General features: G+C 67.3%; 13 protein-coding genes. 4 read left to right on the forward strand and 9 right to left on the reverse strand.

All coding sequences use genetic code 11. From position 1 onward, the window contains the following. The 3 genes from QZ847_RS04405 to QZ847_RS04415 all read right to left on the reverse strand — a co-directional run. Nucleotides 1-940, reverse strand: a 940-nt coding sequence (locus QZ847_RS04405; RefSeq protein ID WP_294353435.1) for a diguanylate cyclase, incomplete at its 3' end; no start/stop codon positions are given. Between the two features lie 66 nt (nucleotides 941-1,006). Further along, on the reverse strand, nucleotides 1,007-1,924 hold the full coding sequence (locus tag QZ847_RS04410; protein WP_294353438.1) for an ROK family protein: 918 nt from the start codon (nucleotides 1,922-1,924) through the stop codon (nucleotides 1,007-1,009). Further along, the gene (locus tag QZ847_RS04415) at nucleotides 1,921-2,364 is read right to left on the reverse strand and encodes a MarR family winged helix-turn-helix transcriptional regulator (protein ID WP_294190908.1); all 444 of its coding nucleotides are present in this window, start codon (nucleotides 2,362-2,364) and stop codon (nucleotides 1,921-1,923) included. The genes QZ847_RS04410 and QZ847_RS04415 overlap by 4 nt, the downstream gene beginning before the upstream one ends. 60 nt (nucleotides 2,365-2,424) lie before the next feature. On the opposite strand from QZ847_RS04415, the gene QZ847_RS04420 reads away from it, so the two are divergent. After that, complete coding sequence (locus tag QZ847_RS04420; protein ID WP_294353441.1) at nucleotides 2,425-3,381, forward strand: alpha/beta fold hydrolase; 957 nt, start codon at nucleotides 2,425-2,427, stop codon at nucleotides 3,379-3,381. Nucleotides 3,382-3,415: 34 nt separating this feature from the next. Here QZ847_RS04420 and glmS read toward each other — a convergent pair whose 3' ends face one another. Continuing rightward, nucleotides 3,416-5,239: a glutamine--fructose-6-phosphate transaminase (isomerizing) gene (gene glmS, locus QZ847_RS04425; protein ID WP_294353444.1), complete on the reverse strand. Its 1,824-nt coding sequence runs from the start codon at nucleotides 5,237-5,239 to the stop codon at nucleotides 3,416-3,418. Nucleotides 5,240-5,357: 118 nt separating this feature from the next. Beyond that, nucleotides 5,358-6,740: a bifunctional UDP-N-acetylglucosamine diphosphorylase/glucosamine-1-phosphate N-acetyltransferase GlmU gene (gene glmU / locus QZ847_RS04430; protein WP_294353446.1), complete on the reverse strand. Its 1,383-nt coding sequence runs from the start codon at nucleotides 6,738-6,740 to the stop codon at nucleotides 5,358-5,360. 117 nt (nucleotides 6,741-6,857) lie between these two features. Between glmU and QZ847_RS04435 the strand changes: the two genes are divergently transcribed. Both QZ847_RS04435 and QZ847_RS04440 read left to right on the forward strand, forming a co-directional pair. Continuing rightward, entirely contained in the window at nucleotides 6,858-7,523 is a 666-nt protein-coding gene (locus tag QZ847_RS04435) for an HAD-IA family hydrolase (RefSeq protein ID WP_294353449.1), read from the forward strand. After that, nucleotides 7,520-7,879, forward strand: a complete 360-nt coding sequence (locus tag QZ847_RS04440; protein ID WP_294190906.1) for a hypothetical protein — start codon at nucleotides 7,520-7,522, stop codon at nucleotides 7,877-7,879. The genes QZ847_RS04435 and QZ847_RS04440 overlap by 4 nt, the downstream gene beginning before the upstream one ends. Here the strand turns inward: QZ847_RS04440 and QZ847_RS04445 are convergent. Genes QZ847_RS04445 through QZ847_RS04460 form a run of 4 tightly spaced genes read right to left on the reverse strand, consistent with a single transcriptional unit; the run spans nucleotide 7,839 to nucleotide 10,411 of the window. Then, on the reverse strand, nucleotides 7,839-8,873 hold the full coding sequence (locus QZ847_RS04445) for a nucleotidyltransferase family protein (protein WP_294353452.1): 1,035 nt from the start codon (nucleotides 8,871-8,873) through the stop codon (nucleotides 7,839-7,841). The two genes, QZ847_RS04440 and QZ847_RS04445, sit on opposite strands and share 41 nt — an antisense overlap. After that, a complete protein-coding gene (locus tag QZ847_RS04450; protein WP_294353457.1) occupies nucleotides 8,870-9,724 on the reverse strand; it encodes an HprK-related kinase A in 855 nt (284 codons plus the stop codon). The genes QZ847_RS04445 and QZ847_RS04450 overlap by 4 nt, the downstream gene beginning before the upstream one ends. Beyond that, the gene (locus tag QZ847_RS04455; protein ID WP_294353459.1) at nucleotides 9,721-9,996 is read right to left on the reverse strand and encodes an HPr-rel-A system PqqD family peptide chaperone; all 276 of its coding nucleotides are present in this window, start codon (nucleotides 9,994-9,996) and stop codon (nucleotides 9,721-9,723) included. Before QZ847_RS04455 ends, QZ847_RS04450 begins: the two co-directional genes overlap by 4 nt. Nucleotides 9,997-10,000: 4 nt before the next feature. Then, entirely contained in the window at nucleotides 10,001-10,411 is a 411-nt protein-coding gene (locus tag QZ847_RS04460; RefSeq protein WP_294353462.1) for a hypothetical protein, read from the reverse strand. Between the two features lie 163 nt (nucleotides 10,412-10,574). Between QZ847_RS04460 and QZ847_RS04465 the strand changes: the two genes are divergently transcribed. Further along, the coding region (locus tag QZ847_RS04465) for a histidine kinase dimerization/phospho-acceptor domain-containing protein (protein ID WP_294353465.1) at nucleotides 10,575-11,578 on the forward strand (1,004 nt) is incomplete at its 3' end.

Genomic DNA, 11,578 nt, shown 5'->3' on the forward strand with positions numbered 1-11,578 from the left:
CTGCCGACGCTGCAGCCTGAACCGAATGGCCCAGCACCTTCAACTCGACCGAGCAGGCGTGGACGACGCGCGTGCACGCCATTTCAGCCGCCTGCTCGCCCGCCGCCTCGAACAGCAGCCCGAACTCGTCTCCGCCCAGTCGCGCGACCAGCCCGCCCGCCGGGATCGTTTCCTGCAGGATCGCGCAGATCGCGCGGATCAACTCGTCGCCCGCCAGATGCCCGAGCGTGTCGTTGACCAGCTTGAAGCGGTCAAGGTCGATCATTCCGACGGCGAATCGTCCCGGCTGCTTCGATCGCTCGCCCAGTGCGCGCAGGAAAGCGAGCCGATTGGGCGCCTCGGTCAGCGAATCGTGATTGGCGACGTGGATCGCCTTCATCTCGTTGGCGGCAAGTTCGGCGGCCTGTTCCTCCAGTTGGATCACCTGCCGCGACAATTGCTCACGCGCGACCTTCAGCGCGCGGTCCGCCTCCCAGCGCTGCGCTAGCGCGGTCGCGGTCTGGACGATCTCGGCCACCTCGAACGGCTTGGCGATGTAAAAGATCTTGTCGGCCGGTCCGGCCACCTTGCTGATTTCGACCGGCGAGAAGTCGGAATAACCGGTCACGATGACGATGTTGATATCAGGATCCGCCGCGCGGATGCGGCGCGCCGTTTCCTTGCCGTCGAGGCCCGGCGGCATCCGCACGTCGACGAAAGCGACCGCGAACGGTTGATCGCCGCCACGCGAACGCTCGACCTCCGCGACCGCGTCCAGTCCCTGCATGTGATGGACGCAATCGAAGCTGACCGCGTCGGCGTCGTCCTCCGCCGCGTTCTCGCCGAACAGGTCCGCCGCCATCGCGGACAAGGCATCGTCGCGCGAGCTTGCCGCCGACGCGAAGCTGCGCCGATAGCTGTCGTGCATCGCCGGTTCGTCGTCCACGATCAATATGCGCATGCGTCACTGCCTCTTCGTCACGCAGGCCAGCCGGGCCGCGCATCGCGAGACGGTAAGCGAGGAGGGTTAAACCCGCGTAAAGGGTGTTGCGTCGCGCTCCGCCAGCGCCTGCTGCCCCAGCACGACGGCGCCGAGCGGTCCGGCGTTCGCGCCGAGGGCCGCGGGCACGATAAAGGTGTCCATATCCTCCAGCTCGGGCCGCGCGACGTAACCGTTGAGGGTCAGCTTCGTCGCCGTCCGCAACCGCGGCAGCAGGTGCGGGTTGCCGACCATCACGCCGCCGCCCAGTACGATACGCCGCGGCACGCCCGTCAGCGCGAGCGTCCCCATCAGATTGGCGAGCGCGTCGACGACGCTGTTCCACGCGGGATGATCCGCGGTAAGGTCCTCGCCCTTCATGCCGGTCCTCGACGCGATCGCCGGTCCCGAGGCGAGCCCCTCGACGCACGCCCCGTGAAACGGACACGCGCCGCTCCAATCGTCGCCGGCCAGACGCGGAACACGAATGTGACCGAGTTCTGCGTGCGTCAGCCCGTCAACCGGCTGGCTCCGCGCGATCATGCCCGCGCCGATACCGGTGCCCACCGTCACGTAGGCGAGTGCGTCGAGGCCTCGTCCTGCGCCCCACCGCCCCTCGCCCAGCGCTGCGCCGACGACGTCGGTGTGGAAGCCGACCGGCACGTCGTAGCGATCGGCAAAGCGACGCGCGACGCTCGTGTTCGCCCAGCCGGGCTTGGGCGTCGAGGTGATCTGACCGTAGTCGCGCGACTGACGGTCGATTGATACCGGTCCGAAACTGCCGATGCCGATCGCGGCAAAGCCACGCCAACCATCCAGTACAGCCTCCAGCGCGGCCAGCGTCTCCTCCGGCCGCGTGGTCGGCACACGGACTTCCTCGAGGATCGCATCCGGCCCGCTCGCCAGCATGGCGACGCACTTGGTTCCGCCCAGCTCGAGCGCGGCGATCAGCGCGGCATCGCTCATGCGCCCGCTCCGGCAGCGGCGTCGATCCGGCGAAGCATGGCGGTGAACTGATCGATCTCTTCCGTGCTGAACCGCGAGAAGATATGCGCTTCCAGTTCCTTCGCCTTCGGCGCCACCTCGGCGTAGAGCGTCCGACCGGCCGCGCTGAGCATCAGGTGATGAGAGCGCCGGTCCTGGCTGTTGGGGCTGCGTTCCAGAAGTCCGCGCTGCGTCAGCGCGATCGCCGCGCGGCTGACCGTTACTTTGTCCATCCGCGTTCGCTCGCCGATCTCGGCCTGCGTCGTCGCCTGCCCCTCTGCAATCACGGTAATCAGCCGCCACTCAGGAATGCTGAGCCCGAACAGCACCTCGTAAGCGGTAGCGATACGATTGCTGACGCGGTTGGATGTCACCGACAGCAGAAAGGGGACGAAGTCGTCGAGGATCAGGCGATCGGTCATCGAGCACGTGGCTACCACGCACCGTTCCCTGCGCAAAGCGCCGGAACATGCCGCTGTTCGTTGCATTTTGATGACAGAGACCGCATCATCGCGGCGGAGGCAGAATTGGCGCAGGTTCGGGTAAACGACATCACGATCGAGTACGAGGATTTCGGCGACCGTGATGCGCCGCCGATCGTGCTCGTCATGGGATTGGGCGCGCAGCTCGTCCGCTGGCCGATCGAGCTGGTCGACGATTTGGTCGCCCACGGCTTTCGCGTCATCCGCTTCGACAATCGCGACGTGGGCCTGTCGACCAAGTTCGATCACGCGGGCACGCCCAACATCGTGTGGACCGCGATGGTACAGCAGTTCGGCCGCACGCCGCCCGTGCCCTACACGCTGCAGGACATGGCCGCCGACACGATCGGGCTGATGGACGCGCTGGGGATCGAGGCCGCGCACATCGTCGGCGCGTCGATGGGCGGGATGATCGCTCAGTTGGTCGCCGCCTCCTGGCCCGAACGCACATTGTCGCTCACCTCGATCATGTCGACGACGGGACGGTCGGATTGTTCGCGCCCGACAATGCGCGCGACCGCGGTGCTGCTGCGCCATCCGCGCGGCGACGATCTGGAGGCGATCGTCGCGCATGGTACGCTCGCGGCTAACGTCGTCGGCGGACGCTTTCCGATGGAGGACGCGTTCTTGGCCGAGCGTATCCGCAGCGAGACGCTGCGCAACCGCCATCCGGCGGGCTTCGTGCGGCAGATGGCGGCGATCATCGCCGATGGCGATCGCAGCAGCCGGCTCGCGCGCATCACCGCGCCGACGCTCGTCATTCACGGCAGTGACGATCCGCTGGTGCCGGTCGCAGGCGGGAGAGAGACCGCGCGTGCCATCCCCGGCGCACGCTTGCTAGAGATCGACGGCATGGGCCACACGCTGCCGCCAGAGGTGCTGCCGCAGATCGTGGCCGCGATCGACGCCCACGCACATGGCGCATCGCTAGGAGAGCCGATCGCCACCGCGGCGTGATGCGGATCGCCGTTCCCGGCAACCCGCCCCAAATTTACTCGACGGTGACGCTCTTCGCCAGATTGCGCGGCTGATCGACATCTGTCCCCTTGGCGACCGCCACGTGGTAGGCGAGCAGCTGAATCGGCACCGCGTAGACGAGCGGCGCAATCAGCGGGTGAACCTTGGGCATGGTGATGGTCGCGACGCAGCCCTCGCCCGCCGCCTGGATGCCGTCATAGTCGCTGATCAGCACCACACGTCCGCCGCGTGCCTGCACTTCTTGCATGTTGCTGACCGTCTTGTCGAACAGCGGTCCTGACGGCGCGATCACCACGACCGGCACCGCATCGTCGATCAGCGCGATCGGACCGTGCTTCATCTCACCCGCGGCGTAACCTTCGGCGTGGATGTAGCTGATTTCCTTCAGCTTCAGTGCGCCTTCGAGCGCGAGCGGGTAATCGGTGCCGCGGCCAAGGTAGAGCACGTCGCGCGCCGCCGCTACTACCCCTGCCATCGCCTCGATCGCCTCGTCATAGGCGAGCGCGGCGTTGATCGCGGCGGGTGCCTCGCCCAGGTGGCGGACGATCTGGCGTTCCTCGCCAGGCTTTAGCTGTCCCTTCGCGCGCGCCAGATTGGCGGCGAGTGCGGCGAGCACCGCCAGCTGGCAGGTGAACGCCTTGGTCGAGGCGACACCGATCTCCGGCCCGGCGTGGGTCGGCAACAGCAGGTCGGCCTCGCGCGCCATCGAGCTGGTCGGCACGTTGCAGACGACCGCAATCGTCTGCCCTTCGCTGCGCGCGTGACGCAGCGCCGCGAGCGTATCGGCCGTCTCTCCCGACTGACTGATGAACAAGGCGAGGCCACCCGCCTCCATGACCGGCGCACGGTAGCGGAACTCGCTCGCGACATCCAAGTCGACCGGCACGCGCGCGAACTGCTCGAACCAGTATTTCGCGACCATTCCGGCGTAGAAGCTGGTGCCGCACGCGACGATCGTGACGCGCTTGATCCCCGACAGCTCGAACTCCGGGATCGGCAGCGTGATCGTCTCGTCCATGCGCTGCAGGTACGAGCGCAGCGTCTGCGCGACGACGATCGGCTGCTCGTAGATCTCCTTGAGCATATAGTGACGGTGATTGCCCTTGGAGATGAGCTCGCCCGTCACCCCCGAGATCGTGACCGCGCGCTCGACCGCATTGTTGTCGCGGTCGAACACCTGCGCGCCCTCGCGCGTGCAGACGACCCAGTCGCCCTCCTCCAGATACGCGATCCGCTGCGTCAGCGGGGCGAGCGCGAGCGCGTCGGAGCCGAGATAGGTTTCGCCGTCGCCGTGCCCGACGACCAGCGGCGAGCCGAGCCGCGCGCCGATCAGCAGGTCGGGGTGGCGGCGGAACAGGATCGCGAGCGCAAAGGCGCCGTGCAGCCGCGGCAGAACGGCGCGGACGGCGCTCTGCGGATCAAGCCCGGCCTCGACCTGCTCGCTGACCAAATGCGCGACGACTTCGGTGTCGGTCTCGCTGGTGAAGACGCGACCGCGCGCGATCAGCTCCTCGCGCAACGGCTTGAAGTTCTCGATGATGCCGTTGTGGACGACGGCGACCTCGTTGGTCGCGTGCGGGTGCGCGTTGTTGGTCGTCGGACCGCCGTGCGTCGCCCAGCGCGTGTGCGCGATGCCGGTTTGCCCGGGCAGCGGATGCTCGGCGAGTTCGCGTGCCAGATTGACCAACTTGCCCGACGCGCGCCGACGCTCGATCGCGCCGTCATGGTCGGTGGCGATGCCTGCCGAGTCGTAACCGCGATACTCGAGCCGCTTCAAGCCATCGAGCAGCCGGTCCGCCACGTCGTCCCGCCCCACGATGCCGACGATGCCACACATATACTCTACCCCATTGGAATTCCGGACGCGGTTGCTGCTGCCCGGTGGCCGTGGTCACGACCTAGTCACCGATAGCATGATCACGCAACTGCCCGCTTGCCGCGACGTGAACATGCCGTCACGTGCGTGCGCGGGCAGCCTTGCGCGCGCGCATCTTTTCGCGAAAGCGCGTTGCCCAGCCCGGCTTGCTGACCTGCTCGGGTCGCACGAGCGCCAGAGCCCCCGCCTCGACGTCGCGGGTCAGTACCGAGCCTGCCGCGACAATCGCGCCGTCGCCGATCGTGACGGGTGCGACCAGCGCCGAGTTGGAGCCGATGAACGCGCCATCGCCGATCACCGTTTTGTACTTGAAGAAGCCGTCGTAATTGCACGTAATCGTGCCCGCGCCGACGTTCGCGCCCGCGCCTACCTCGGCATCGCCGAGGTACGTCAGGTGGTTGGCCTTGGCGCCGCGCCCGAGCCGCGTTTTCTTGACCTCGACGAAGTTGCCGACCTTCGCGCCCTCCTCCAGCACTGCGCCGGGCCGCAGACGCGCGTAGGGGCCGACCTCGACGCCTGAAGCGATCTGTGCGCCTTCCAGATGGCAGAAGGCGCGGATCGTCGCGCCGTCGGCGACGCTCACGCCGGGGCCGAAGAAGACGTTCGGCTCGATCACGACATCGCGCCCCAACGTCGTATCGTGCGCGAACCACACCGCCTCGGGCGCGATCAGCGTTGCGCCGTCCGCCATCGCGCGGGCTCGACGCGCGGCCTGCCACGCCGCCTCGACCGATGCCAGTTCGGCGCGGCTGTTGACGCCTGCGACCTCGGCCTCGACCGTCTCGATCACAGCGGTGACGCGGCCGTCCTCGCGTGCCAGCATGACGATGTCGGGCAGGTAATATTCACCCGCGGCATTGTCGTTGCCGACGCGCGCGAGTAGTGCGAACAAGTCACGCGAAGCGACGGCCATCAGCCCGGAATTGCACAAGGTTTCGGCGCGCTCGGCGGCGTTCGCGTCCTTGAACTCGACCATGCGGGCGATCCGGTCGCTACCCGCCTCGGTGAGGACGCGGCCGTAAGCGGCGGCATCGGCGGGACGGAAGCCGAGCACGACGGCGGCGGGTGCGTCCGCCCCGTGCAGCCGCTCGAGCATGCGCTGCATCGTTGCCGCGCCGACCAGCGGCACGTCACCGTAGAGGATCAGCACGTCGCCATCGAAGCCATTCAGCGCGGCTTCCGCCTGCGCAACCGCGTGTCCGGTGCCGAGCTGCTCGACCTGCTGCGCAATGGCCGCACCGCGCGGGGTGACCGCTGCCTCGACCTGCTCGCGTCCCGCACCGACGACGACCACCGTCCGCTCCGGCGTCAGTTGCTGGACGGTATCGATCAGGTGCAGCAGCATCGGCTTGCCCGCGAGCGGGTGCAGCACCTTGTGAAGGTCGGACTTCATGCGCGTGCCCTTGCCCGCGGCAAGGATGACGACGGCAAGCGGCGTTGAGGCGAGAGGCGGCTGGCTCATGGCGTGCGCCCTGCCACCGTGCGCGATCAATTGCCAGCGGCTGCCGACGCCATCGTAAGGAGTCATCGCAGGCGAGCCCGCTTGCCTTGGCGAGCGGGCGCGGGCACGGGCGCGGCGATGACCTCTCTTCCTTCCATCGTCGGGTTCGACCTCGACGGCACGCTGGTCGACACGTCGCGCGATCTTGCCGCGGCGGTAAACCACGCGCTCGGCGCCGCGGGACGACCGACCCTGCCGGTGGCCCGGATCATCACGATGGTCGGCGGCGGCGCGCGCCGCATGCTGGCGCAGGCGCTCGAAGCGACCGGAGGATGCGATCCGGACGAACTCGAACCGTTGCACGACGTGCTGCTCGAATACTACGCCGCCAACATCTGCGTTGACTCCGTACCTTACCCGGGTGTCGTCGACGCACTCGACGCGCTTGCCACGCGCGGCGTTACGCTGGGGATCGTCACCAACAAGCTGGAGCGGTTCACGCATCCGCTACTCGATCAACTTGGTCTCACGAACCGCTTCGCCATTGTCATCGGCGGCGACACGTTGGGTGACGGCATGGCCAAGCCCTCGCCCGCACCGATCCTGTCGATGATCGAACGCTGCGGTAGAGGCCGAGCGGCGTTCGTCGGCGACTCGATCTACGATGTTTCGGCGGCGCATGCCGCGGGTATCCCGGCGCTGATCTACCGCGGCGGGTTCACGCTCGAGGGCGTCGACCGGCTGGGCGCGGACGGCGTGATCGATCACTACGACCAACTCGTCGCCATGCTGGAGCGGCTATGATCTTTCTTCGCGCGCCCATCGTCTGGCGCATCCTGCTTGTCGCGGCGACGCTGTTCGCCGTCACGATGGCGCTGCTGCCGCATCCGCCAAGCGTCGGCGACGTCAACGACAAGTACCAGCACATGACTGCCTTCGGTACGCTGACGATCCTCTACGCGCTCGCTTATCCCGCGACGCCGCTGCTGCGTATCGGCGAGCGGCTGTCGTTCCTCGGCGCGCTGGTTGAGGTGTTCCAGTCGATCCCCGCGCTGCACCGCGACTGCGACGTCATGGACTGGATCGCCGATACCTTCATCATCATTGTCGTGCTGGCGATCATCGCAGTTGTGCGGAGCCGACGCGGCGTCGCGCCTTGATCAGCAGATGCCGCGCGAGCAGCAGCGGCGGCATTCGGATCCAGTGCGAGCGGACATAAAAGGCCAACCGCGTCGCAGGACGGATTTCTCGCGCCCAGACGTCGCGCGATAGCAACCGCCGCTCGTACAGGTAGTCGCCCACGCGCTCCCTTTGCCATGCTGCGGGCACTGGTGTGTCGAACAAGCGCGCGCTCAGCCGCACTGCGCGCGCGACGAAGGGAGCGGCCTGATGCTCCGCGGCTCGCGCGTGCAGCTTCAGCCAGAAATCGCTGTCCTCTTCCGCGAACTCGCGCAGCAATCGGTCGATATCCCACAGGTTGCGCAGCCCGCCTGCCAGGTCGCCGTCGCCGAAGAGGTGAAGTGCAGCGTGGATCACCATGTCGGCCGGCGCGAGGATGCTCAGCCCGTTCGCCAGCGGCACCGCGCCGGCGATCAGCGCATCGGCGTCGGGCGTCGGGCGCGCGGTCGGCGGCAGGATCGTGTGGTGAACGTCGATCATCCGGTCGCGGTCGCGGTGGAGCAACGGCGGCAGCTCGTGCATCCAGCGACGATAATAATCATCGTCATAGGCGTCGGGCTTGGCCCAGTCCCAGCCGGCACCGAGCAACGCCCGCTCGACTACGGACAAGTCGCCGCGGCGTACCAGCAGGTCGAGATCGCCGATATGGCGTCCCTGGCCCGCCGACAATCCGCCCGCGACAAACGCGGTTCCCTTCAACAGCACGAGCGGCACGCCGAGCGGCGACAGCACGTGGCGCATCATCTCCGCCTCCCACAATGCCGTGCGCCGCTGCTCGGTCGCGTCCTGACGAGCATCGCGCAGGACTTCGGCGACGACCGGCGGTACCGCGGCATGGTCGAGCCGCAATGCCAGCGTCCCGATCAGGTTCTCGGCGCGGGCGACGCAGATGATCGCGTTCCACGCCGCCGCATTTAGTTCGATCGCGCGTTCCGGCTTCGCAAGGACGCGGGCGAGCAGCCGTGCGGGGTTCACAGCCCCCTCCACAGCTCTTCCACCTGCTCGATAGCGGCTTCGCTGTCGGGATAGTCGATCGCGCGCGCAGGCACCTGATCGACCAATCTGGTCAGCGCGCGAAAGCCGCGCTCCCCCAGCGCGGTATAATTGGTCGATGCCTGCGTCAGGCGAACGAACGCCTCCGCCGCGCCGACCGATCGTACCTCGCGCGCCGGGCCGAAGGTCGGGAACAGCAACAGTGCCGGTTGCGCCGGCTCGTCCATGCGCGCGATTGCGTCGGCGGGTGGCACGAGATGCTGGATATCGCCCTTTGGGGTCCCGAGCAGCCGCGGACCGAAGCGCGCGTCCGGGCACGCACGCTCGACCACGCCGATCGCCTGGTTCTTGAGGCTGACTGCTCGGGGAAAGGCGTGTGCCGCACCGTTCTCGGGATCGATCAGCACGAACTCGTCGCCCATGAAGCGCCAACCACGCGTGCCGAGCAGCGTCGCGAGCGTCGACTTTCCCGATCCCGACTCGCCCGTCATCAACAGTGCGCGCCCGTCGCGCTCGACACACGAGGCATGCAGCAGCAGGTGGCGGCGGTGGCCGAGTGCGACCTGCAGGTTCATCGCCATCTCGGCCGCGAGCAGCCCGTGCACCAGGGGCAGCGGCGCGGTGTCGGGCAGCATGTAATCGCCCTCGATTCTCACCGCTGGGCGAACCAGGCGTCGCCACGGCGCGGTCGCGGGCAAGCGAACGGAGAAGTGCGCGATCTCCGGCGTCGGATAATCGGCATAGAGTGTGCGTAGTGCCTCGATCGGCGCGGCGAAGTCGCTGCCGACGCGAAAACCGACCGGACCGACACGGATCGCCGTAACGTGCTTCACGTGATGTGCACCAACCCGACCGCGATCAATTCCTCCAGTCGTGCAGTGAGCAGATCGTGGTCAGCATCTGCGACATCGAATTGTTCGGTCAGCGCCTGAAGCACTTCGTCCCGCGTCAGCGAACGCTTCGCCAGCAGCTCAAGCAGTTCGGGCGCTGGCGAGGCGAGCAGGTGCGTCATGCCTGACGCACGATGATAGAGTGCGTAGAGCTCGTCCAGCGGGTGGATCAGCAGCGCGTCGGCAGGCGGCGCGCTGTAGCGCGTCGCGGACAAGCGATTACTTCCGCAGCATCTGGACCGAGGCGAAGCAGGTGAACCCCGCATTGCCCCGCTGCAGTCGCTGCACGTATTTCAGATAGGCACGACTGCGATCGTAATCGTAGCCCGGCAGGTTCGATCCGCTGACAAGCGCGCGGCGTACCTCCTCGCCCTTCAAGGGCCGGCCCGGCGGCGCGTAGGCGCCTGTTGTTCCAGCCGCCACGACCTCGCCGTCCTTGTTGATATAGCCACCTGCGCGCCCGGCGTCGGGCACCGGAATGTCGCACATCAGCACCGATCCCGCAGCCTGCGCCAGCGCGGGCCTGATCGACACCACAGAAGCAGCACCAACCGCGCCGAGCATCAGCGCGCGGCGTCGCGTCGTACGACCTGCCTGATCGTCGGTATTGGAGGTGGTGTCGTCGTCCATCGGCCTCTTCTGCGCGCGTTTGCCCTTCCACATTACTAATGTGGCGGCAAGACAGCGAGGAGCGCGACCTTGCGGGCGTGCCATCCGGGCACGTTAACCATGTCGCATGCATCGCAACCACCTGCCTCTTGCCGCGCGCCGGGAAGCGGCTAGTCAGCAGCGTGTGATCGAAGGCTTTGCGCTCCGCACCTGGCTCGCCGGCACGATCGCGGTCGTCACCGCCGCGATCGTCTTTGCCTATTCGCGCGACGTACAGCTTGCGCTGATTGCGCTGGTCGGCGGGGCGACCGCGACCGTGATCGCGCGCAGTATTGGCGACAACGACCTTGCCGACATCGAAGCCGGTGCTGAGAGTGAGAGCTCGCTCGAACTCGCGCCGGTGCTGGAGGCGATCCTCGATCCCGTCGTCATGGTACGAGACGGCCGCGTGATCGCCGCGAACGGCCCTGCCCGTTTGCTGCTGGGGCAGCATATCATCGGCGAGGACGTCCGTACCGCGATCCGCCACCCGGCGGCGAGCGACTACCTGACGATGTCGCCGGCCGACCGCGGCGACGCACCGATCGAGCTCGTCGGGCTGGGTGCGCAGGACCGGCGCTGGCAGATGCGCGCGACCGAGACCGCGCCGGGAACGCAGATCGTCCACCTGCTCGATCAGACCGGACAGCATGCGGCCGAGCGGATGCGTGTCGACTTCGTCGCCAACGCCAGCCACGAACTGCGCACGCCGCTTTCCTCTATCTTGGGCTACGTCGAGACACTGAGCGATGAGGCAGGCGAGGACCCTGCGATCCGGCGTCGGTTCTTGGGCATCGTATTCGACGAGGCGACCCGCATGGAGCGACTCGTCGAGGATCTGATGAGCCTGTCGCGGATTGAGGCGGAAAAGTTCCGCCTACCGTCCACCACGGTTGATCTCGCGGTACTCGCGATCGAGGTGCACGAGGCGCTGCGCCATAGCCGCGGCGCGCGTGGCGAGGACGTGGTGCTGCAACTCGCACCCGACGTTCCCCACGTCGCGGGCGACCGCGTCCAATTGTCGCAATTGCTTCACAATCTGATCGGCAACGCGATGAAATATGGTCGTGCCGGGACACCGGTGTCGGTCACGCTGAAGACCGGATCACGCGACGCAGTGCTGCTGCAGATCGAGGACGAGAGCGAAGG

It is taken from the genome of uncultured Sphingomonas sp. (assembly GCF_913778135.1).
In the GTDB taxonomy this organism is placed as follows: Bacteria; Pseudomonadota; Alphaproteobacteria; order Sphingomonadales; family Sphingomonadaceae; genus Sphingomonas.

Bases quoted from the DNA above. Each gene is read 5' to 3' on its own strand.
- QZ847_RS04410 (WP_294353438.1), bottom strand. From the start codon at position 1,924: ATGAGCGATGCCGCGCTGATCGCCGCGCTCGAGCTGGGCGGAACCAAG.
- QZ847_RS04415 (WP_294190908.1), bottom strand. From the start codon at position 2,364: ATGACCGATCGCCTGATCCTCGACGACTTCGTCCCCTTTCTGCTGTCG.
- glmS (WP_294353444.1), bottom strand. From the start codon at position 5,239: ATGTGTGGCATCGTCGGCATCGTGGGGCGGGACGACGTGGCGGACCGG.
- glmU (WP_294353446.1), bottom strand. From the start codon at position 6,740: ATGAGCCAGCCGCCTCTCGCCTCAACGCCGCTTGCCGTCGTCATCCTT.
- QZ847_RS04435 (WP_294353449.1), top strand. From the start codon at position 6,858: ATGACCTCTCTTCCTTCCATCGTCGGGTTCGACCTCGACGGCACGCTG.
- QZ847_RS04440 (WP_294190906.1), top strand. From the start codon at position 7,520: ATGATCTTTCTTCGCGCGCCCATCGTCTGGCGCATCCTGCTTGTCGCG.
- QZ847_RS04460 (WP_294353462.1), bottom strand. From the start codon at position 10,411: ATGGACGACGACACCACCTCCAATACCGACGATCAGGCAGGTCGTACG.